Source organism: Candidatus Zymogenus saltonus (assembly GCA_016929395.1).
Classification (GTDB): Bacteria; Desulfobacterota; Zymogenia; order Zymogenales; family Zymogenaceae; genus Zymogenus; species Zymogenus saltonus.
In genome coordinates this window covers 152,325-173,744 of record JAFGIX010000054.1, presented here as the reverse complement: position 1 = coordinate 173,744, position 21,420 = coordinate 152,325, and the positions used below count along the sequence as shown (strand labels likewise).

The 21,420-nt window shown below is 51.0% G+C and carries 17 protein-coding genes; 6 read left to right on the top strand and 11 right to left on the bottom strand.

The window, feature by feature from the left end:
* Positions 1 to 26 precede the first annotated feature (26 nt).
* Genes JW984_11150 through JW984_11140 form a run of 3 tightly spaced genes read right to left on the bottom strand, consistent with a single transcriptional unit; the run spans position 27 to position 3,429 of the window.
* Entirely contained in the window at positions 27 to 689 is a 663-nt protein-coding gene (locus tag JW984_11150) for an RDD family protein (GenBank protein MBN1573741.1), read from the bottom strand.
* The gene (locus tag JW984_11145; GenBank protein ID MBN1573740.1) at positions 686 to 1,429 is read right to left on the bottom strand and encodes a 16S rRNA (uracil(1498)-N(3))-methyltransferase; all 744 of its coding nucleotides are present in this window, start codon (positions 1,427 to 1,429) and stop codon (positions 686 to 688) included. The genes JW984_11150 and JW984_11145 overlap by 4 nt, the downstream gene beginning before the upstream one ends.
* A gap of 8 nt (positions 1,430 to 1,437) precedes the next feature.
* Positions 1,438 to 3,429 (bottom strand): adenylate/guanylate cyclase domain-containing protein, encoded by a 1,992-nt coding sequence (locus JW984_11140; protein MBN1573739.1) that lies wholly within the window; start codon positions 3,427 to 3,429, stop codon positions 1,438 to 1,440.
* 206 nt (positions 3,430 to 3,635) lie between these two features.
* Here JW984_11140 and JW984_11135 point away from each other — a divergent pair, with 206 nt between their 5' ends.
* The 3 genes from JW984_11135 to JW984_11125 all read left to right on the top strand — a co-directional run bounded on the left by JW984_11135 (position 3,636) and on the right by JW984_11125 (position 8,439).
* Positions 3,636 to 5,210, top strand: a complete 1,575-nt coding sequence (locus tag JW984_11135) for a glycosyltransferase family 39 protein (protein ID MBN1573738.1) — start codon at positions 3,636 to 3,638, stop codon at positions 5,208 to 5,210.
* Positions 5,211 to 5,375: 165 nt separating this feature from the next.
* Positions 5,376 to 7,610 (top strand): adenylate/guanylate cyclase domain-containing protein, encoded by a 2,235-nt coding sequence (locus tag JW984_11130; GenBank protein MBN1573737.1) that lies wholly within the window; start codon positions 5,376 to 5,378, stop codon positions 7,608 to 7,610.
* A gap of 31 nt (positions 7,611 to 7,641) precedes the next feature.
* Positions 7,642 to 8,439: a FecR domain-containing protein gene (locus JW984_11125; protein MBN1573736.1), complete on the top strand. Its 798-nt coding sequence runs from the start codon at positions 7,642 to 7,644 to the stop codon at positions 8,437 to 8,439.
* A gap of 258 nt (positions 8,440 to 8,697) precedes the next feature.
* Here the strand turns inward: JW984_11125 and JW984_11120 are convergent, their stop codons facing one another.
* From JW984_11120 to JW984_11100, 5 genes are all read right to left on the bottom strand, one after another.
* Complete coding sequence (locus tag JW984_11120) at positions 8,698 to 9,324, bottom strand: hypothetical protein (GenBank protein MBN1573735.1); 627 nt, start codon at positions 9,322 to 9,324, stop codon at positions 8,698 to 8,700.
* A gap of 185 nt (positions 9,325 to 9,509) precedes the next feature.
* A complete protein-coding gene (locus JW984_11115) occupies positions 9,510 to 10,202 on the bottom strand; it encodes a hypothetical protein (protein MBN1573734.1) in 693 nt (230 codons plus the stop codon).
* A gap of 15 nt (positions 10,203 to 10,217) precedes the next feature.
* Positions 10,218 to 11,285, bottom strand: a complete 1,068-nt coding sequence (locus JW984_11110; protein ID MBN1573733.1) for a hypothetical protein — start codon at positions 11,283 to 11,285, stop codon at positions 10,218 to 10,220.
* A 67-nt stretch (positions 11,286 to 11,352) separates the two neighbouring features.
* Entirely contained in the window at positions 11,353 to 12,807 is a 1,455-nt protein-coding gene (locus JW984_11105) for a hypothetical protein (GenBank protein ID MBN1573732.1), read from the bottom strand.
* A gap of 12 nt (positions 12,808 to 12,819) precedes the next feature.
* The gene (locus JW984_11100) at positions 12,820 to 16,011 is read right to left on the bottom strand and encodes a hypothetical protein (protein MBN1573731.1); all 3,192 of its coding nucleotides are present in this window, start codon (positions 16,009 to 16,011) and stop codon (positions 12,820 to 12,822) included.
* 585 nt (positions 16,012 to 16,596) lie between these two features.
* Here JW984_11100 and JW984_11095 point away from each other — a divergent pair.
* The 3 genes from JW984_11095 (at position 16,597) to JW984_11085 (ending at position 18,386) form a co-directional block, all read left to right on the top strand.
* Entirely contained in the window at positions 16,597 to 17,079 is a 483-nt protein-coding gene (locus JW984_11095) for a hypothetical protein (GenBank protein ID MBN1573730.1), read from the top strand.
* A 567-nt stretch (positions 17,080 to 17,646) separates the two neighbouring features.
* Complete coding sequence (locus JW984_11090) at positions 17,647 to 17,973, top strand: peptidoglycan-binding protein (protein MBN1573729.1); 327 nt, start codon at positions 17,647 to 17,649, stop codon at positions 17,971 to 17,973.
* Between the two features lie 122 nt (positions 17,974 to 18,095).
* Positions 18,096 to 18,386, top strand: a complete 291-nt coding sequence (locus tag JW984_11085; protein MBN1573728.1) for a hypothetical protein — start codon at positions 18,096 to 18,098, stop codon at positions 18,384 to 18,386.
* Positions 18,387 to 18,481: 95 nt separating this feature from the next.
* On the opposite strand, the gene JW984_11080 is transcribed toward JW984_11085, so the two are convergent.
* The 3 genes from JW984_11080 to JW984_11070 all read right to left on the bottom strand — a co-directional run bounded on the left by JW984_11080 (position 18,482) and on the right by JW984_11070 (position 21,302).
* On the bottom strand, positions 18,482 to 19,174 hold the full coding sequence (locus JW984_11080; GenBank protein MBN1573727.1) for an enoyl-CoA hydratase/isomerase family protein: 693 nt from the start codon (positions 19,172 to 19,174) through the stop codon (positions 18,482 to 18,484).
* Between the two features lie 157 nt (positions 19,175 to 19,331).
* Positions 19,332 to 20,717, bottom strand: a complete 1,386-nt coding sequence (locus tag JW984_11075; protein MBN1573726.1) for an NAD(P)H-dependent oxidoreductase — start codon at positions 20,715 to 20,717, stop codon at positions 19,332 to 19,334.
* 9 nt (positions 20,718 to 20,726) lie between these two features.
* Positions 20,727 to 21,302, bottom strand: a complete 576-nt coding sequence (locus JW984_11070; protein ID MBN1573725.1) for a PadR family transcriptional regulator — start codon at positions 21,300 to 21,302, stop codon at positions 20,727 to 20,729.
* Between the last annotated feature and the right edge of the window lie 118 nt (positions 21,303 to 21,420).

Genomic DNA, 21,420 nt, shown 5'->3' with positions numbered 1-21,420 from the left:
AAATCGACTTAAAATCTCTAAAGCCCCTAAAGCTTAATCACCACCGTGTCCGCTATCATGTCGTGCCACCCCTGACGCTCTCTGTCTATGATAATCCAGAAGAACCCGAAGAACAGAAGAACAAACGAAATAATATAGCCTAAGAACCTCACCGTGGAAATCAGGGGGCCTACCTTCCCGCCGTCCGTCCTCACCACTTGAATCCCCATTATCATCTTTCCTATGGTCTGTCCGAAAACGGCGTGCATGACAATAAAATAAAGGGGCGGGATTGCGGCCACCACGCCTATTGTAGTCTTTATGTAAGGAATCGCCTGCCTGACAATATCGATCCCCTTGCTGCTGAGCACCGTCTCCACGAGATTGGTGCTCTTCCCGATAAAGAGCCCCGCCCCCGAGATCATGGCGCCGATGAACATCAGGAGGAAGAATAAATCCAAGGCCATGGCAAAGGACCTGCTGAAAAAACCGGCCCTCTTGAAATCGTCCACGTCCTTTCTAAGCCTAACCAGGCCGTCCCTGGCGGACAGGATGACCCCCTTTTTCTTTGTTTTACGGCCGGGAAAGAACACCCTTACCCTGACCGGCCCCTTGACAGGCTGTCCCTCCCCCGGCTTGAAGGAATAACCGCACCTGATACAGATCAAGGTATCGGTCCTGTTTATAAAACTGCACCTGGGACACTTCATATTCCCTTGAGATCTCCCCATTCGTACTGGACAATTGCCGAGGCAATTCCGGGGGCGGTCTCCGCCCGGAGAATCCTAGTCCCGAGACCCACCACCCGAAAACCGGAACTTAAAGCGCTCTCGATCTCCTCTCTTGAAAACCCGCCCTCCGGACCCGTAAAGAGGCTCACCACCTCCGGGGGATTTTTCCCCCTCGACTCCCCGCTTGGGAATCCCCTCCACTTCACCTCACCCTCCCCCTCATAGAAGATCAGCCTCTCGCCCTCGGCCTTATCGATTGCGGAATAAAAACTCACCGGCTGAAATACCTCCGGGACCACCCTTCGCATCGATAGCCTCGACTGCTCCCTGGATATCTTTTTGAGCCGTAAAAGTTTCGAGTCGCTCAAGCCTTTTGGAACCGTCCTCGATGATATAAATGGCGTGATGGAGACGACGCCGAGCTCCACTCCGTCCGTCACCACCCGCTCCATCTTCCTCCCCTTCAAAAGTCCCACGTAGAGGCGAACCGAAAGGGGCGACTCCCCGTGATCGGGAAGCTTCTCGACGATGCCAAGCTCGACCGCGTCCGCATAAATCCCCTCTATCACAGCGGAAAACTCGTTCCCTTCGCCGTCGACGACCCTGACGCCCCCCCCCTTACCGAGCCGAAGAACATCCACGAGATAATGCCGCTCCTCCCTCTTAACACTTATCCTCTGGCCCTCCTTCACACTCTCTTTGATTATGAGCCTCGTCATCTCTCCCCTCACACCATCGCTTTTATATCGACTTCCTCTGTATCCAAAAGCTCGTAGATCCTGACCGGCCTCTCCTTTCCCCTCACGTGAACTTCCCCGAGGTCCCTGACCTTCAGGTCTCGGGATCTCCCGTAGGTAAACTCGCTGATAATTATCGTCGTCTTGAACTCCTTGTTCAAACCCTCCAGGCGGGAGGCGAGGTTTACGTGGTCCCCGATTACGGTGTAGTCTATCCTGAGCTCGGAGCCTATGTTTCCTACCACGACCTCCCCGGTGTTTACGCCTACACCTATCTGCATCTTCGGAAGACCCTCCTCCGTGAACTTCTTGTTCACTTTGTCAAGCTCCCTTACCATCGCAAGGGCGCAGCGGCACGCGCTCATGGCGTGATCCGGGTCGTCCTTCGGGGCGCCGAAAAAGGCCATGATGGCGTCCCCGATATATTTATCGAGCGTCCCCCCAAATCGAAACACCACTTCGACCATGGCGCCGAGATAGCGGTTCAGGCGCCTAACCACCTCTTCGGGGGGAAGGTCCTCGCTCATCGAGGTGAAGCCTCTGATGTCCGAAAACAGCACCGATATCTCCTTCCTCTCGCCGACGTCCACCTTCAGGTCGTCGATGTTCTTGCTTATCTCGTCGGCCACCTGATGGGAGACGTATTTCGAGAAGGCGTCCTTGAACCTCCTCTTCGCCCTCCCCTCGGTGACGTAGTTTACAACAAGGGAGACGACAAAGGAGAGGAGAATCGCCCCCGAAGGGGCAAGATAGTCGAGCATCACCCTCTGGGCGTAAAATAGACACGCCGCTATGGCCGTAAAGGCCGAAAATATAACGAAAAATGAGATTATCCCCCTTGTGGCGCTTCCCACCCGAAGGGATATCGAGGCGGTCAGAAACGCCAGGAGAAAGATAAGTAGGGCCGTCGTCTCTTTCGGGACGTGCCTTACGTAGGAACCGTTGACGATATTGTCGATGACCGTGGCGTTAAGCTCCACCCCAGGGTAGACCGGGGAGAAGGGGGTCGCCCGAAGGTCGTAGAGGGATATCGCCGTAACCCCGATCAGAACCACCTTCCCGGAGAACTCCGTAGGTAGGACAGCCGGCTTCTTCCCGTCTCTGATCGCCAGGATCGATTCGAGGATATCCCCGATTTGATAATACTTATAAGTCATGTAGGGCCCGTGCCAGTTTATCATCATCCTGCCGTCCTTGAGAAGCGGGATACCGATTCGATCGGCATTAAGAACCCTGTCTTTTCCTATCTCTATATCCGTCTTGAAGGGATCAACGCCCATGACCTTCATCGCCGAGAGAAGGGCCAGGGATGGGTAGTAATCCCCCCCGTATTTGAAAATCGGGTACGTCCCCCTGGAGGGGCCGTCCGGGTCGGCGACGAAGTTCGTCGCGCCCACGCCGGAAGACATTGTCAGAAGCGCAAGGTAGGGAAGCGTAACCGAAGTGTAGTCGGTAAACTCTATTCCACTCTTGTTGTCAAGTTCAAGCGAACGGTTCTCCTTCAGATAGAGTCTCTGAACCATCGACTCGTAATCCTCGGCGATTCCCGACCGCCCTGGCCTGAAGACAAGCGAGGTGACGACGTTTCCAGACTTCCTCACGGACTCCGAGAGGGCCTCGTCGGACGCCCGGTTTTTGATATCCGGCTCCGGGAAGATAATGTCGAATACAACGGTGTCTGCACCGCCGGTCTTTAAAAAATCCACCACCGCACCGAAGACCTCCCTGGGCCACGGCCACGTGCCGAGGTTGTCACGATAGAAATTCAGGCTCTCCTCGTCCACGGCGATGATCACTATGTCAGGGTCCCGATTATTCTCATCGGAAAAGAGCCTGAAGCGGATGTCGCCGGTCTTGTTTTCAAAGGTCTTCAGAAAGTCCGGGAAGTAAAAGAGAAATATAAAAAGGGAAACGGAAATAGCGACGGCGACGCCAATAACATTTTTATAAAGGGAAGGATGTGTTTTTCTGAAGGATTTCATAACAATATTATTATCAATAAATCGCCGAGGTATCAATACTTTTTATCGCTAAAATGCACAATTCTATTTGATATTCAAATCCTTGACACCGCCGTCTAAATGGAGTAGTATTCCAAAACGATTAAATTAAACAATGCCGGCAAAAAGAGCGGTGCGGGCAAATCATCTCGGGCCCTACCCTATTTTAGAACGATTAAAGGATCATCATGTTAAATAAATTGGAAGTCGAAGAGAGCTTTTTGACTCAAGATGTGAAGAGGGAAAAACTCATTTTCACCGCTATTTTCCTCCTTGCCCTGGGCTTAAGGATTCTCTTTCTGTTTAGAATCCAGGTTATAGCCCCGGACAGCCCCAATTACATTTATTTGACCAACGATCTTATAGAGAAGGGATTCGTGAATTTCTTCAGCCATGGATTCGCCAACATATTTACCATCTACCCGATCTTTATCTGCTTAATGAACTTCCTCGTTAAGGACATCCTTTTATCCGCAGAGCTTGTCTCGTTGATCTTCGGAACGGCCGTAATATTTCCCCTGTATTTTATCGCCAGAAAACTGGTCGGTGTAAGGGCCGGGCTGGTTACGGCATTCTTCTTTGCGACTCACCTCTATCTCATCCGCTACTCCGGGGAGGTTTTGAAGGACTCGACCCTCTTCTTTTTCTCCGTCGCCTCCCTGTATTTCGCCTTTGCCGGCACATGGAAAAGGAGCTACCTCCTTTTTTTTATCGCCGGCGTATTCTCGTGGATTACGGTTTTCGTGAGGCTTTACGGTATCGTCCTCATCTTCGCAATCCCCTTCGCCTATCTGGTCTCTGCGATAAAGGATAAGAGGAGCATAAAGGAGATACTTATCAATCTCCTTATATTCCTTGTCCCGATTCCCTTGGTTGGCTACGCCATTTTCGTAATCTTCGTCGGCCCGGAAAAGGAGTTTGTAATCGGGAGCTTTATGCGATTTGTAACGGGTCTCAGCTTCACCAACAACAAGGTCTACGCCGATAACCTCATCAACAACATTCCAAAGGGAGTCGGCGACGAGTACGTGGAGCTGATAACAAGCCATTTTTTCCTCGTGGCAACGGTGGAGTTTATCAATGTGCTAGCCACAACGTTTACGGGCTTTCTCTTTTTCTTTTTTGTCGTGGGTATCTATCTCGACAGAAAAAATATACTCAAGGATGGATCCCGGCTCTTTCTCCTCTCGTTTTCACTGCCCTTTTTTCTTTTCGACTACGGAATAATAATAACTCACTGCTTCCTATCGAAACGCCAGCTCATTCCGCTGATCATTATCCTTTTCCCATGGTCCGCCGTCTCATTTACGCTCGGGTTTTGGTGGATAAAAGACAAGATGTCGGTCTCCACCAAGGGGCTGTTGAGATGGCTCTCACGAGTGGTAATTCCGGCGATCTTCATCATCTGGATAGTCTCGATATCTCTTTACAACATGAAGCCTTACAGGGCCAAGAACGTTTACCAGAAGGAGTCCGGAAAATATATATACGAGATGGTGGGAGAGGAGAGCGTGATCCTCGCCCAAAAGTACGACTCCATTGTAGTCTATTACGCCGAAGGGAATGGAGTATATTATCACAGCCCCCTAGAGGTCAGAAAAAAGTTGGACAGATTCAATCCTGATTTCGTCCTCTGGAACACACACCTCGATCCCCTCCCAGACGTTTTTGGGGTCTTGGAGGAAGAGGGACTTATAGAGCTTGACAGGACATTTTTAAACAACAGAGACGAATATGTATACATCTACAGGGTGAAGAAGTAGCGTACTCTTTTCCCCCTTCGTTTGCCGCAGAACAGGTTCAATGAGTACTCCCGCCGGAGCCCTTCAGGGATGATCTTGCTTCATATATCGTGGATCAAAATAATTTGATTTCTCCATCGATATTGGTTATCATATTGACATTCCGTTAATAAAAAAGTCAGAGAAATGAAAAGGTTTCATGTCCTTCTCTCCGTCCTGATTCCCCTAATATTTATAGTATTTTTATATAGTATAAATTTTGAATTCATATCCATACTCGAACTCAAGCTGACGGACCTCGTTCAGCGCTCTTCCCCGCAAAGAGAAAATACGGTCCCGATTGTAATCGTCGCCGTGGACGACAAAAGCATCGAGGAGGTGGGGCGATGGCCCTGGCCCAGGGACGATATGGCCAAGCTGATCAGAAATATCTCCAAGTCATCGCCCAAGGTTATCGGCGTAGACATAATCTTTTCGGAAGGGACAAAAACGATGGCCGATTCCCTTAAGGAAGAGATAAAAAGATCTTTCCACTCGTTCTTCGGAATAGAAAAGGAGAATATCGACAGCTTTTTCAACCTCTTTCTCAGAGGATCGGAAAAAGTCCATCCGGAAGACGACGCCCTGGGTGAAGCGGTCGGCCGGGCTGGAAACGTGATCCTGGGCTACCACTTCATAACAAGCGAGGGGGACATCACCAAAATAGAGGGAAAAGCGGAAAAGGGAACTCCGATACTTCCCCGACCCTTCGGCGTCGTTAAGGGAAAAACCGAGTACCTCAAAAAGATCACGGCTTACGATGTTCTGGAAGACATCCCCGCCGTATCGAAAAACGCCCTTTCCGGGGGATTTTTCAACGTGATCATGGACGCCGACGGGACGGTAAGGAGGATCCCCGCGGCGTTTTACTACAACGGCGATTTCTACCCCTCCCTGTCCCTCGAGCTTGCAAGGAGCTATCTGGATCTGCCCTACTCCGCCCTTTTCGTCTCCGACTACGGGATCGACGGGGTAAAGCTGGGAAAGAGTTTCGTTCCGACCGACGACAACGGGTTCATCCGGCTGAAATATCTGGGCCCCGAGAGGACTTTTCCCTACGTCTCCGCCTCTGATGTCATCAAGGGGAAGGCGGACATGTCCATTTTCAAGGACGCCGTTGTGCTGATCGGTGTGAGCGCGGTGGGTCTGGGCGATGTCAAGGTAACCCCGATGGGGAATATCTACCCCGGCGTGGAGATACACGCCACGGCCGTGGAAAATATCGTCACGGGAAACGTATTCTTCGCTCCCGGATGGATCAAGGTCACAGACATCTTTCTGATTATCGTCCTGGGCGTCGCCTTCGGTATCTTCCTCTCGAGAATCGGCCCGTTTTTGGGGATGACCACAACGGCTGCCGCGGTCTTCGGATACATTTTCCTTTTTAGATACCTCTTTCTCGAAAAGAACGTGGCCATCACGATGATCTACCCGGCGGCGACATTGCTGACCATGTACATCTCGGTGACCACAACGAAGTACTTCGCCGAGACCAAGAGGAAGCGTTTCATTCAAAGGGCTTTTTCCCACTACCTCTCCCCCTTCGTCATCGAGCAGCTGATCAAGAATCCCGAAAAACTCACCCTTGGGGGCGAAAAGAAGGAGCTTACGGTGATGTTCACCGACCTCGCAGGATTTTCGATGGTGTCCGAGAGATTTACCCCCGAGGACGTCGTGGGGCTTTTGAACGAGTTTTTCACCTCCATGACCGATATAATACTGGCCCACAACGGTACGGTGGACAAGTTCGAGGGGGACGCGATAATGGCCTTTTTCGGGGCGCCGGTTGGGACCCCTGACCACGCCCTCCAGGCCGTCAGGGCGGCCTACGAGATGCAGCTGAAATTGAAAGAACTGTGGGCAAAATGGAGGGAGGAAGACAAGCCCGCAATGCTGATGAGGATCGGTATAAACACCGGGCCTATGGTCGTAGGAAACATGGGCTCCGTCCACAAGATGAACTACACCGTGATGGGCGATTCCGTAAACGTGGCGGCGAGGCTCGAAACGGCGGGAAAGATCTACGGCAGCGAAATTTTGATAGGGGGCGAGACAAAAAGGGCCGTTGAGGGGGAGTTCACGGTAAGGGAGCTCGACCTGGCTAGGGTCCATGGAAGGGAAACGGCGGTTAAAATCTACGAGGTCATGGGGAAAAGCGATGAGATGGACGAGACGGGCCTGAAAGCGCTCCGCCTCTTTAAAGAGGCGAGGGAGCTTTATGTAAAACGCGATTTTGAGGGCGCCAAAAGGGTATTTGAAGAGATAATCGAGATAGACCCGGACGACAGGCCGTCGAGGCTATACATCGAGCGGTGCGGGAGATTTATTGTGACTCCTCCCGACGACTCGTGGGAGGGAATATCCGAATTGACCGTCAAGTAGAGTGTTTTTCATGAATCAAGGAGGTTCAAAGATGAAAGGTAAAAAAATTGTCGTCTCATCACTCGTTTCGATCCTTTTTGCTGCGCTCATCGCAGCCCCGGCAATCTCCGCGGGGGAGGAGTTAAGCGGGACGATAATCGATGTCAAAAGGGATTGTTTTGTAACGGAGAAGGGGACCGACAACTGGATTAATGCCATAAAAGGGATGGCCGTAAGCGGCGGCGTCCGGCTGAAGACGGGGGAGGAGTCCTCGATGATCGTTGAGCTCAACGGGGATGTCATCAAGCTCGGGCCCATGACCGAGATCGAGATTACCGACTTTTCCGGAGAGAAGGTGACGGGCGATACCGGAAAAGAGGCAACGAAAACCTCGACGGTTATAGGGCTGGTCGCGGGAAAAATCTACAGCAAGGTCAAAGAGCTCACCAACGACTCCATATTCGAGATAAGGAGTGACATCTCCATCGCCGGCTCAAGAGGTACAGTCTTCTCCGTGGACAGGGTCGGGGAAAACAGCTTCAGCACCCTTATTGTCCTTTGGGGAACCGTGTCTTTTTCGAGCATCGATCCGAAAACGGGAAATCCGATCGGCAATCCGGTAAACGTGGGCAGAAAGATGTCGTCTACGATCACTTCGGGGGGCCCGGCGGGTCAACCGGTCAATGCGTCCGGTAAACAGATCAGGACCCTCTTCTCGGCCCTTAAAAACATGGAAGAGTCTCTGGATTCCTTCAGGGGCGGAGGTGAAGGAGGAGGCGACGGCGGCTGTCGCCTGCCGCTCCCCGAGATGTACGTCTTAAAGGCGGACGATTCCCCCCAATTTTTTTAGACAACCACGACATCTAAAAGGGAGTCGGTTTCAACCAGGGGTATTCAGGGAAACGACCCCGTAGAAAACGAGATGGGAAGGGGAGCCTCCGTTCACAGGCGGGATTCGTCGGGGCGGCAAGCGGCCCGAACATACGCCTGGGGGGGAAATCCCGCTTAAACGCGGCTTTCAAGGGATTAGGATATATTGTGTCCTCCTCCCCCCCCCGCCGCTCTCTTTAAAACCATGCCCTGTACAGCTCCCCTTTTTTGTCCGCCGCTACTTTTTACCGGGAGCGATTTTGACGATGTTGAATATCACCGTGGTGTAGTACTCACTATCGAAATAGATATCCCAGATCCACTTTCCCACCGGGTCGCCCGAGGGCTTCAATATCCAGTAGCTTGTAAAGCTGTTGTCCTTGGTCACCGGCGGCAGCATAGAGGTGTACTCGGCCCGCTTTTCGTCCACAAATACCTTGTAGTTCTTCCCGGCGATCTCCTCCCAGTAGAGGGGGGCCTCCGGGAAGAACTCCTCCTCCAAATACTCGATCGGCTTTCCGGTCTTGCTCTCGTAGTTAAACCTGACGCCGATGTAGGTCCCCGGCACGTAGGGGATCTCCTCGACCTCTTTCACGGTTATCACGCCATTCTCTCCCTTTTCTATTATCCCCGCCCTGAAGTTGGTTATCGTGCAGCATTTGAGGGTCTTATATTTATTTTTATGGGGGGCGGCCGGGGGCGACTCCACGTTAGACGGCGGCACCTCCGAATCCGGCTTTACGGCCTCGGGCCCCGAATCGGAATCTTTCCCGCCGTGGGTCAGCTTCTTCACAAGGTCGCAGCCGGAAAAGATCGGGGAGATCGAGAGCATAACAACCATTGCAAAGGCCAGTCTATTTCTCATAACGCTTTCCGTAAAAAAATTTTCTTTAATACAACATAAAACAATCTCAATAATTCCCCCCAATTACTACCACGTAACTTTGTTAAAAAACAAGCAGAAAATAGAACGGCCGTCAAAAACGACACGAGGCCCGGATGTATCGGTCGCAATGCAAAAACCTCACAAATACAACACCGCCCCGTCCCTTATCGGCCGCCCGTAAGAAGCCTCAGTATCTCCCCGCCTTCGCCCTTGTCGATCATCTCTTTTACCGCCTCGTAGGCGAGAATGTAGCCCCAGCGGTTCTTGTCTATATCTACTCTGTCCAGAAGGAGGGAGTCTATGTCACCCGTGCCCGACACCTTGGGCCTTTCGCCCCTTGTTCTGGCCCTCAGCCTCTCTATCTCCCCCGACAGGTGGACGGAAAGCCCCTCTGCCAGCCAGACGGGAGGCTCGCCTCCTCCCGAAAGCCTCTTTATGAAGACGAGGGCAACCTCGTGCCTGATGACCTCGCTCAATATGCCTCGGCTCTTCAGGGTTCGCATTGGTTGGAGGTAAATCGAATCCCCCACCACACACGACGCCGACCACCAGGGGAGACCTGTCAAGGACGTGAAGTCGCCGGTCATACCGAAGATTACGATGTCGATGGGCCTCCCGTTAAAATCTTTGCCGCCGACGATCTCAAAAAGCCCCCGTAAGATGTCGGAATATGCGTCCTCCAGATCTTTTTTTAAAGCGCCGAGCTCCGTCGTGGTCAGCGCCTCGGCGAAGTGTACGGTGAAGTGCTTCGTCCTACTATCCCTTAATTTTAATTCCTGGGAGAATCCCTGATTCGCAAAGAGGAGCAAACCAAGGAAAATCAGTGCGGCCGTAAAAAGCTGTTTCCTTCTTTTCATGGCAAATATCATATCCTAATCCCCGCTCTCCTCTGCTTCGATCCCGAAGTAGGCTCTGAACACCTCCCGGGCTACCGGCGCCGCATCCTCCCCCCCTGTTCCCTTGTAGACGAAGACCAGGACCCCAATCTCCGGCCTCTCTTTGGGGGCGAACCCGAGAAACCAGCCGTGGGTCGCCGTCTCCGTGCCTAAAAATCCGCCGGTGCCGGTCTTCCCGATTATCTCCACGCCGTGGTCGATAATCCCCCTTCCCACGTTCATGGCCGTTCCGAACCTGACCGCCTCGAACATCCCTTCCTTTATTACCGCCTCCGAGCGGGAGACCCCGAGGTGCCGAATCATCTTCGGAGTAAAGCTTGAGAGCTCGGCCTCGGTATTAGCCAACCACGGCAGAAGAACCTTGCCCCCGTTTGTAAGTGCGGAGAGGTAAGTTATAACCTGAAGGGGGGTTGCACATATAAGGTCGGTGTCCCCTATGGCGTATTCGTGGGAAAAAGCGGGATCGGGCGGCAGCAGGATTCCCCCGGACTCCACACCGTTGAAACGGTCGCTTACGGTGAGGTCGATCCCGGTTACCTCGCCGAATCCGAGCTCCTTGAGCCCCTTGTAGGTGTGCTCCGCTCCGATCCTATCCGCCACGTTGTAGAAATAGATATTGCAGGAATAGCAGATCGCCTTGACCAGGTTCAGTTCCCCGTGCCCCTTGTGGTACCAGCAGTTGAGCTCCCGTCCCGAAAGGTTTACGGTTCCTTTGCACTCGTAGAGTGTCTCAGGGGTAATCAGCCCCCTTTCGAGTCCCGCCCAAACCGTCACCAATTTGACGAGGGAGCCGGGGGGATAGGGCTTCAGGATCGAGGCGTCCCTCTCGACCACGGCCCTTACCCTCCCCGTTTTCGGGTCGGTCACGATGACGGCCCCCTTCACTCTTCCGAGCCCCTTCTCCGCCGCCCGATGGAGGGCGCGGTCCATCTCGATTTCTCGCCTTGCACCCCTCCCGCACCCGAAGGCGAAAAAGATTATCAAGATTAAAAAAAGGGGGAGAAGGGCACGGTGTCCCCCTCCCCCCCCATTTCGTATCTTCAAAAGCCTCTCTCCCCCTTTTCCACTACATCCTTAAACTTAAATCCCATAGACATAGGCGATACAGCCGTCAGCGGGACTCGTTGATTACAAGCTCTCCGCTTCCAGTGCGGCCGGTCAGCGTCGGGTAGTACATCAGGTACGCCTTGGCCGGCATCACCTCGAACATGCCCGGTATCTGGGCTCTCAAGAGGTACTTGAAGGTGTACTTTTCATAGCGGAAATTTCTGAGAGAGTAGGCGATCCTCTCGTCCCTGATCTCTCTCCCCGCATACCAATATATGTAACGGCCGGAGTAGAAGTCGTCGCCGGTGATCGTGTAGTTCTCGTCGTCCACTATCACCTCGCAGCCGGACGGGAAGTAGTCCTCGAGAAGGAGGTAATCGCAAACTTTGTCCCCGGAGACGTCCAGCTCCACCAGTATCTCGTCTCCGCTCCTGACCGGGCCGTTGAGCGGCTTCTTCAAGTAAATCAGCTTGCCGTCCTGGGGGACCTTTTCAAGGAGGTAGTAGCGCCTCTCGACCTTGAACCCGGAATTATCCGGCGCTATATCCCCCCTGTCCACGTAGTACGTAAACGTCGTGGAGTAATACAGGGTCCCAGGCCCCTTCTTTGAAATCTCGATCACGTTCTCTCCCTGCTTTATGTCCTTATCTTTTATCGTGATCGCGCCGAATCCGTCAAGGAGGTTCTTTTTGGTTACCCTGAGCTTTTTCAGATCCGTCCCGTTGAGCTTAAGGGTAAGCTCGTAGTTCGGATTCATCTCCTCGGTCCTTGAGAGGTAATCGCTGAAAGCGTAGATGATCTTCCCTGAGGCCTTTGTGGAGCGCCAGTAGTTGCCGGTGCGGTTGACTATGAGCCAGCGGATCGCTTTCGCGATGAGGGGATTATCGAGGTCGCGCCTCGCCATCACCCTGAGCGCATAGGAGGTCGTCTCGAGCTCGTCTGCCTCCCACTGCCACCAGTAAAAATCCTCCCCCTTGTATCCCCAGTGGACGTACCCGTTTTCCTCGATCCTCTCCGCCATGAGCATATCGTAGAGGGTCTTCGCCTTATTGTCCACCCCCATGTTTTCGTAGGAGATAAGCAGCATCGCCTTCGATATGGCGGTGAGCTTGTCCCTCTTCTCGAACATCTCGTCCAGCCACTCGAGCTTCAGCCTGTCGGTGTGGGAAAGGACGTAAAGGGCGTACACCTTCTCCGAGTCCTTCTCTATTTGGGGGAGCTGGGAGATGAGAGAGGCCGTTCCCCGACGAATGACGTCTTTATCCACCCTGATGTTGATATTGGTTCCGGGGAGAATCTTCTCCGCCTCGATCAGGCCATAGAGGACATAGGCGGTCATGTAGGCGGTTGTTTCATCGTTCTCGTACCAGCCCCAGCCGTTGTCGTCGTGCTGTCTTTTGTAGAGGACCATAAGCCCGCTGTTGATATACTTCGGGAGGTCCTTTTCTATCTCGGGATATGAGAGGTCTAATTTATTCAAAACCGATGTTACCATAACGGATGGCAAGAACCTTGCCATTACCTGCTCGTTTCACCCGTATGGGTAGCCGACCAGATACGGTATGGCGGCTACCATCGTGTTTACTAGAGTTGGGGATATGTCTATCACCAGCTCGGAGGAGTTCTTGACCGTATCGGGCGGCCTTTCAAGGGTGATCTTGACCTTGCCCGGATCTTTGAGGATCTCGCCCATCCGGTTTTCGCGAATACTCAATCCCTTGGGCAAAATCGGAATAGTGAGCTCCATCCCGTCGGAGACCTCATTGGTCATCGCCTTTGCGGTCAGAACCGCACTCCCAACGTCCTCCGCCTTTATCTTCCAGTCTATCCGCTTCTCGGAGTTCTTCGGCACCACATATTCCTTAGGCCCGCCGCCGAAGAGCTTGAGTCCCTTGGCGTCGAAGGTGAACCTTACGTTTTTGTCCTCCGAAAGGTAGTTATGGGCGATGGTCGAGACCAGCATCTCGTCCCCCTGGCGGAAGAAGCGCGGCGCCTCGATTCTGACTATCATGTCCTTTCTGCTGATGACCCTGTACGTGTTCTCGCCGACCACTGTATCCGTGGTGACCCCTCTGGATGTGGCCCGCCAGCGGGTGAGGTTATCGGGAAACTTGAGCTTCACCGTCCCCTTGCCGTTGAGGCCCGTCTCGATAGCGGGGGACCAATACATTGTGTCCCTGAAGTCCTTTCTTATCTCCGGCTCCACCATTCCGGTATCCCCCTTGAAGTCCGCCAGGGTCGTCTCCTTCTTATCGAGGGCGGAGAGGAGGCCCTTCCTGTGGGAATAGCCGTAGAACCTGAAATAGAGGGACGATGTCGTCTCGACGACGTGGGGCCTGAGCTTGTAAAAATACTTCTCTATGTTGATGACGTTGTCCGGGGCGATGGCGTATATAGCTGCGTCCACAAGCCCGAGAGAGACCTCCGCCGACACCGGCTTCCCTTTATAGTCCGTGGTGGTAACGGTAAAGGTTCCCTCCTCCTGCGGCTCGTATATCTCCTTATCGGAAGTTATTTCCACGTTCATAAACTTTTGGGTCGCTGGGATTATCATGTTTTTCGTCTCGGTGTATATCTCGTTGTTGAAGATCATGCTGGCGGTAAGAAAGATGTTGGGGGTGTGTATATCTTCTATGGGTATATCGATCATGGCCGATCCCCCCTCGACCTTTATAACCTTGGACTCGATTATGGAGCGGGCCTCCGCGGTGAAAAGGATATAGGAGCTCTCCGCCGGGGTGAGGATAAGGACGTGAGCGGTATCCCCCTTTTCGTAGCTGTTCTTGTCCGGGAGTATCGTAATCCCCCCCGCCATTCCTCCACTGTCATACCCCCTTCCCCACGTATACGAATAGGCGTTGTCTACGCTCGATGTGGAATTGCCGTAAAAGTCAAAGGCGCTTGCGGCAAAATCGATTTTACCGGTTCCCTTTACCTTATATTTATAAATCGCCTCACCGTCCGGATTTGTGACGGCGTTGAACATCTCGGTCGAGGTGATGGTTTTTTTGTCCCCGCCCGTTTCTGTAACGATAAGGTTTACCTTGACATTGGGGACCCTCTTGTTCTGAAAATCGAGGACGGTTACCGTAATCCTCGCATCATCACCGGGGGAGTACAACCAGCGGTCGGTCCTAACGATCATGGCAAAGGCCGCCCTGGCCACCTTAATCGACGCCGCCCCCTTTATCTCCCGCCTCGAAAGGTCGGTGACCTTGGCCTCGACGGTAAAGGTGTAATCGTCGTTGATGTTATTCACGTAGCTGGATGTGTCAATAGAGACGCTTAATTTCCCGTTTTCATCGAGCTTTCCCTTCATGCTGTCCACCATCTCCTGCTTGGTGCCCCAGTAGTAGTCGGAGTCCATGTAATACCAGGCCCAGTCGTAGCCCCACCACCAGGGGCGCTTGTAGACCGCCTTGTAGATGACGTATTCCACCTCGCCGCCGTTGACGGGACTCCCGAAATAATACTTCGCCTCGATGTCCGCCTTTATCGTGTCGCCGGTGATGTAGACCGATTTGTCCGTATTTACGGTTACCTCAAACTCCGGCTTCTTGTATTCCTCGACCTTGAAGCTGCTGTAGTAGTGTTCATCCTTATAGTCGATAATGATTTCATATTCCCCCAGGGGGGGCTCCGCCCCCAGAACTAGCTCCCCGGAGAGGCTCCCGAACTCGTTGATCTCATGGCTCTTTCTGTATATCTCGTTTCCCTTGGAGTCCTTGATCACCACAACGAACTCCTTCTCATCCCTTGGTACTATAAGATCTTCGTCCTTCCCCTCCCTTACGATAGAGCGGAAGTGGACCGTGTGGCCGGGACGGTACACCGGCCTGTCCGTGTAGGTGTAGATCTTGTCCTTTGACTCGTACCAGCCAAAATAGGTATAGGGATCGGCTATGGTAAAGGAGTCGCCCTTCTTCGCAAAGACATAGACACCCTCGACCTCCTCCTTTTCCGTCTTTTTGTAGAACACGCCGTAGGAGTTTGTACTGCCCGAGGTAATCCTCTTCTTGTCGTTTCCCCAAATCGAGACCTTGGCGTTGGCCACCGGCTTTCCGGTCACCCTGTCCGCCACGTATACGAGGTCGTCGGTGGGTGAGTTCTTTGTCACAAAGGCTATGGAGGTCACGATGACCGCAGTGTAGGCCACGTTGTCCTGATATACCGCCTCGACAAGGTAACACCCCGACTCCTTAACATCGATTGCGATATTGTGATATTCCCACCTGCCGGGCTTCGTGGTCTTCAGCTCCTCGTTCCACTTCTTTAGAAGCTTATACTCCTTCAAAACCGGATAGAGCTCAAAGGTCTCCGGCTTTTTCGTCTCGGCCTCTATTGCATGGGGGAGACCCAGGGCGGATACCACATCTTCCCGCATTTTAACGGTAAGGAGCGACCTGTAGTCCTGCCTAATCAGCCTCTTCGTCTTCCTCTTGACCCCGCCTATCATCTCCGATGTCCCGGAGATGTCGCGCTTCGTCTTGACCGTCGGGGAATGAATATCCTTTAAGCCCAGAAAATAGGCCTCCGGATCATCGATCCTGTAAATCCTCATGTCGAGAATCGGGATATCTATCGAGGAGACTGAGACCGTTACCGGATTATTCGGATCCCCCGGAGCAAATATCTCGTCGGTGGAGATTTCAAAGCTTGCGGAAAATGAATATGAGGAAAGTGCAAGAACGATGGCGACGGTGAAAAATATTATTTTCTTCATCTTGATCACTCCCGTTTAAATAGATTATTCTTATAATGCAGAAATTATCCCAAAGTCATCAGGATTTTGAAAAAAGGCGGTGGTTTCCTGTACAAAAAGATGGAATCTGCCAGGTAAAAAACAATTGAAAATATAAACCGCCACAGCAGAATCATAACACGCCATCAACAAAAAAAACAACTAAAAAATGGGCACTATTTAGACACCTGGCGTATGGAAAAGGATGCATTTAAAACGAGAGCAAAGAGATTAAGAAGGCGATTCACCCCGGGATGACCGAAAATCTTTAACTTGCGTTTAAAAGTGCCCCATCTTGGGCGGCCTTTGCCATCGCTTCCGATCTCATTAATCGGTCCTTAACCTGTTTGGGACCCTGTTATGTCTTCCATTTAATCTCCCCCGTTTTTTTATCCTATTTAACGAGAAGACGACTTTAGAACCTGACATATCGTTAATATTTATTAGATTGTATAAAATTATATTATTGAGCTCCAATATTTTTTTCTTGACTTATATAGCATATTACATTACTGTAACATCATATCAATAGATAATGTAGTTATTTATACAAGGGAGGAGTAAAAAATGTCTAAAAAGATGACCAGAGAAGATTGGGACAACCTCAAGTATTTCAGCATTGCCGAAAACTGGGGAAACCCGCTGGATATGGACAAGGATTTCATGCTATTTCTGGATGACCTTCGGGGATATATGGAGCTTCAGTTTGTAGTCAACTACGGTACACAGGGGAAACACTCCACCGACAGCTTTCATTACAAGGGAAGGGCGGTCGATGGCCACTTTCTCGACATTACCCCCATGGCGTGCCTCGACAGATTGATGGAGAGATTGGACGAACACGGCCATCGAGATAAGGTGGGAATAGGTTTTTACCCCGACTGGTACAATCCCGGCTTTCATATCGACAACCGTGCGATGGACGGAACAAAGCCCGCTACATTCTGGGTCAGGATAGAGAAACCGGACTATGGAATAAGCGGGGGATACCACTATCGGGAAGAGGCCTGGGAGATAATCAAACAACTGAAGGAGGGTGGGATGGTGTGATCAATACGAAAGTATGGTGAAACACACTGTTTGTAGTAATTGTATTTTTTATAAATTTGGGAGGAATAAGATGAGAATAAAAAACTTGATTTAAAGTAATAACAGGAGAAGGCGAGATGGAAAAGAAAAGAAATAGGATGAGTTTGACCTGCCCCCATTTATTGGACAGGTTTTATTAATGAGAGTTTTTTTCTATTTATGCGTAGCATTTTTGGCGGGATTCTTTATGAACGATTTTATCTCAAAGCTAAGTGAAATTGCCGAAGTCTTATTTGCGAGCAAAAAGGAGAAAGAAAAATAAAAAACATGAAAAGATTTTCTTAATACTTTCCCTTTATAGAGCGTGATTTTTAGGTTTTTGTTGAAAACCAAATTGCATATATTACGGAAAAGCTATAGCCAAGCGATAAATACATATCAGTGCAAGAGAGGGATTGAACAATTTTCTACTAATTGCCTTCCGGCATAAATGGAATACAAACTTTCATAATAAGTATTTTGTAAAGGGACAAAGTGTACGGAGAGGGAGAGTAATTATATTTTTCATTTTTTTGGAAGGGCAAAACCATGGGTTACATGGACGACCTTCTCGTTCTGGACAAAGAGTATAAACGAGGAGACAAGGGTAAAAAGGTAAAATTAATTCAGGAATGGCTTTGCATTCATAAGACAAGCACTCCTATCGATGGCGATTTTGGCCCAGCAACCGAAGAAGCCGTAAAAAAATTCCAGGAAAAGGAACGTTTAGGAGCAACAGGCATTGTTAACAACGAAACCTTTGAAAGGCTGATTAAGCCGATGAAAAATGTTTTAAAGCCTATTGAACCAAACGGCAGGACTCTTGGGGAGATGGTGGTTCCTATGCAAAACAGCATTTGGAACAACATCCAATAGAGCTCAACTACGTAAATTCGGGTCCTTGGGTAAGGTTTTATATTCATGGAGGCAGTGGCGAGTGGTGTGCGGCTTTCACCTGTTTTGTTCTTAATCAAGCATGTGAAAACCTTGGAATTAAAATGCCGATTCAACCTTCTCATGCCTGCACTTCTCTTGCTTGGAGTGCAAAGGAAAATGGAATCTTCTTAAAAGAATCTGATGCAAAGGATAAATCAAAAATTACGATAGGTTCCTTATTCTTGAATAGAGAAGGACAAAATGAATGGCATCATACTGGGATCGTTATTCAGGTTGAAAATGATTTTTTCCTTTCAATTGAAGGGAATGCAAATCATGAGGGTGGAAGCCTAGGATACGAAGTGTGCAAAAAGTATAGGGGCTATAAGAATAGGGATTTTGTAATAATATGATGTTAATGACTTAGTCTTTTCTTGTTGCACTTGTTAAAGCTATATATGATAGTTATTGTGACAATAACTTTTTAGCCAAGTCATTGAGTTTATTCCTACTCATCATCAAACTTCGGCTTCCTTTTCTCGACAAACGCCTTGGGACCCTCATGGAAGTCGCGGGTCGCAAGGAGGGTGTTGAACAGCATGCTCTCGAGCCTTAGGCCCTCGGTAAGGGGTGTCCCTACGCCGCGGATCAGCGCTTCCTTGTCGACCCTTATCGCCCCCTGGGGAAACTCACATATAATCTCGGCAAGCTCGACCCCCCTTTTCATCAGTCTTTCCCCCTTCACGATCTCGTTGACGAAGCCTACGCGCATCGCCTCTTCGGCGTCGAACTCCTTTCCGGTTATGATGTAGTAAAGGGCGTTTCCCATCCCCATGATCCTCGGCATCCGCTGGGTGCCGCCGTCGCCCAGACCCACGTTCCAGCGCCTCTCAAGGCAGCCGAACCGGGCGCTATCTGCGCATATCCTTATATCCGCCGCGGCGGCTATCTCCATCCTTCCGGCGAAGCAGACGCCGTTTATCGCGGCGATGATCGGCTTGAAGACGTCGATCCCCCTGGTGAAGCCGCCGAAGCCGGGGCCATCGTAGGCCCTGCGCCTGAGATAGGTCGGCGTTCCCGAAACCTTCGGGAGATAGCCGGAGAGGTCGGCGCCGGAGCAGAACGCCCTATCCCCGGCGCCCGTTATGATCGCCACAAAGGCGTCTTCATCGTCCTTGAACTCCCCCCAGGCTTCTACCAACAGATCTTCCGTCTCGGCGTCGATTCAGTTCATCTTCTCGGGACGGTTGATGGTGATGGTGAAGACGTGCCCCTCCTTTTTTGAAAGCACTTTTTTGTCCATCATGACCCCCACCGTCAAATTCGGTTTATAGAAAGATGAGGCTAAAAATTTTCGATCAATTCGCCTCCGCCGCCTTCTTTATCGGCTTTACCATCTCCTCCTTGATCATATTGTTATATATCTCCTTTCTTATCCTCGGCACCTTTGAGAAAAGTGTTAAAATTCTGTTCAGAGTCCTCACCTTCCGGTCCTTTTTCTGGGGGAAATCGTATATGCCGTGTTCCTTATAGTATTTATGGTCGGCAACGAACGGGAACCTCATCTTTCCCCAGACGTCGTCTCTGAAGATCTTGGCGCCTCCCACCCCAAGAAAGGTCCTCGGCTTTATGTAGCCGGCATTGGCGAATTCAACCAACTGCCCGGCAAGAGAATCCAGGTTGGCGTCGATTTCCAGGGAATCTCCGCAACCGTCCGTTACGAAATCGACCACGTTTCCCTGCTGGCAGTCGAGATACCCCTCCAAGATTTCAGTGAGATTCGGCACCTGATAAAAGGGGCCGGATATGATGAATCCCACCTGCTTGTCTGTAAAAGACGGGATGTGGGTGTTAAAGAAGGAGCGGTCGAAAAAGAGCTTCCACCTCGACGAGAGATACCTGTCGACAACGCTTCCGGCGAAGACGAGGACGTCCGCCCCCTTGACCTTGTCGTTGTAGAAATCGATGTATCCATCTTTCCCCTCGTAGGCGCACCTGTTGTCGTACCCGCAGCGGATGCAGCCGAGACATCCCCCCTTGATGTCGACGTCGTTCAGGTTTACGAGCTCAGGCTTTGTTTTGAAGGAGCTTCTGAACCTCTCGATCATACCGTTCAGGTTTGCATCGTCTTTCGCCGAGTCGGTGATCACGACGACCCTCTTGCCGTCCGAGTCGATCTTGACCGATGGTTTTCCCGCCTTGTACTTAAAGGCATCTTTCTTTATTTTCGCAAACCTCTTCGGCGGCTTCAGCTCGTTTCCTATCGCGCTGAAAAATCCGTTCGCAAAGCGGATAAGCCTCTCCCGCTCACCCTTCTCCGTAAGGTCGTGCATCTCGGCGGAGTAGCCCCCGACGTAGCGCATGTCAAGGTCTTCGCTGACGGCCCGCATGTAGTTGTGGGCGGTATGGTCGAAGAAATTTATGGATGTGGTCAGTGTGGTGGCGTACTTGTCCTTAAAGGCGGACTCGACACCCTTGATGGAGATCAGCTCTATGAACCGCTTGTAGCCGGCGTGGACCAGTAGGAAATAGAGGGGGAAAGCCCAGATGACCCCGTCCGATTTTTTTACCGAGTCTATTATTTCATTAAAGGCCTTCTCGTCCTTTTCGATCTTCTTGATAGTGCTTGCGATGTTGAACCTAGTAAATTTGTGCTGGGGGAACTTCTTCTCGATGAAATTTGCATACTGCATCGTAACGCTCAGGTCTCCCTTGGGGCTTCCGTTCAATACCGTAATCTTCATTTTTTACTCCTAACTATATTTTGGCTTTTTATTTAACAAACTATCCAGTATCTCTATAGTTTCGTCGCACCACGAGACGGCGGCGCTTGAAGAGTGGATCCCAAAGCTTAAGGTTATGAGCCAGAAGGGGATCCTATCGTCATCCTTGTATCCCGGGTCGTTCTTAAGGCCCTCTTCAATCATCCTGAACTCCTTCAGATTGTCCTTGAATTTCTCTTTCTCCTCCTTGACCATTTCGATAATCCTTTCGACAGGGATTTGATCCGCGAAGAATATCTTTAGGAGAAGCTCGTTTCTGAAGAGCTTCGGCTCCACCGGAAGGAGGAGCCACTCAAAAAGCTCCCTTCTCCCCGCCTCGGTTATGGAGTAGATGTTTCGGTTCGGCCTGCCGCTTGTCTCCTCGACGCTCTTTGTCACAAGCCCCTCCGCCTCCATCTTCTTGAGGACGGGGTAGATATGGCCGAAATTTTCGCTCCAGAAGTGGGAGATCGACATGTCGGTCATCTTCTTTATGTCGTATCCGGACATAGGCCCCATGCTCAGCATCCCCAGGAGGGCGTATTTTGTCTTATTCTTCTTGGCCATCCGAAAACCTCATTTTATTCATCTTCTAAAATATCCTACACCCCATATCTATATCACAAAATAATATATCTTACCAGTATATATCACAGTGATATATTATAATTATCGAAACACCTTG

Coding starts and splice junctions, on each gene's coding strand:
- JW984_11145 (MBN1573740.1), bottom strand. CDS start 1,429: ATGACGAGGCTCATAATCAAAGAGAGTGTGAAGGAGGGCCAGAGGATA.
- JW984_11070 (MBN1573725.1), bottom strand. CDS start 21,302: ATGGCCAAGAAGAATAAGACAAAATACGCCCTCCTGGGGATGCTGAGC.
- JW984_11085 (MBN1573728.1), top strand. CDS start 18,096: ATGCCGATTCAACCTTCTCATGCCTGCACTTCTCTTGCTTGGAGTGCA.
- JW984_11120 (MBN1573735.1), bottom strand. CDS start 9,324: ATGAGAAATAGACTGGCCTTTGCAATGGTTGTTATGCTCTCGATCTCC.
- JW984_11115 (MBN1573734.1), bottom strand. CDS start 10,202: ATGAAAAGAAGGAAACAGCTTTTTACGGCCGCACTGATTTTCCTTGGT.
- JW984_11135 (MBN1573738.1), top strand. CDS start 3,636: ATGTTAAATAAATTGGAAGTCGAAGAGAGCTTTTTGACTCAAGATGTG.
- JW984_11075 (MBN1573726.1), bottom strand. CDS start 20,717: ATGAAGATTACGGTATTGAACGGAAGCCCCAAGGGAGACCTGAGCGTT.
- JW984_11130 (MBN1573737.1), top strand. CDS start 5,376: ATGAAAAGGTTTCATGTCCTTCTCTCCGTCCTGATTCCCCTAATATTT.
- JW984_11100 (MBN1573731.1), bottom strand. CDS start 16,011: ATGAAGAAAATAATATTTTTCACCGTCGCCATCGTTCTTGCACTTTCC.
- JW984_11105 (MBN1573732.1), bottom strand. CDS start 12,807: ATGGCAAGGTTCTTGCCATCCGTTATGGTAACATCGGTTTTGAATAAA.
- JW984_11140 (MBN1573739.1), bottom strand. CDS start 3,429: ATGAAATCCTTCAGAAAAACACATCCTTCCCTTTATAAAAATGTTATT.
- JW984_11150 (MBN1573741.1), bottom strand. CDS start 689: ATGAAGTGTCCCAGGTGCAGTTTTATAAACAGGACCGATACCTTGATC.
- JW984_11095 (MBN1573730.1), top strand. CDS start 16,597: ATGTCTAAAAAGATGACCAGAGAAGATTGGGACAACCTCAAGTATTTC.
- JW984_11125 (MBN1573736.1), top strand. CDS start 7,642: ATGAAAGGTAAAAAAATTGTCGTCTCATCACTCGTTTCGATCCTTTTT.
- JW984_11090 (MBN1573729.1), top strand. CDS start 17,647: ATGGGTTACATGGACGACCTTCTCGTTCTGGACAAAGAGTATAAACGA.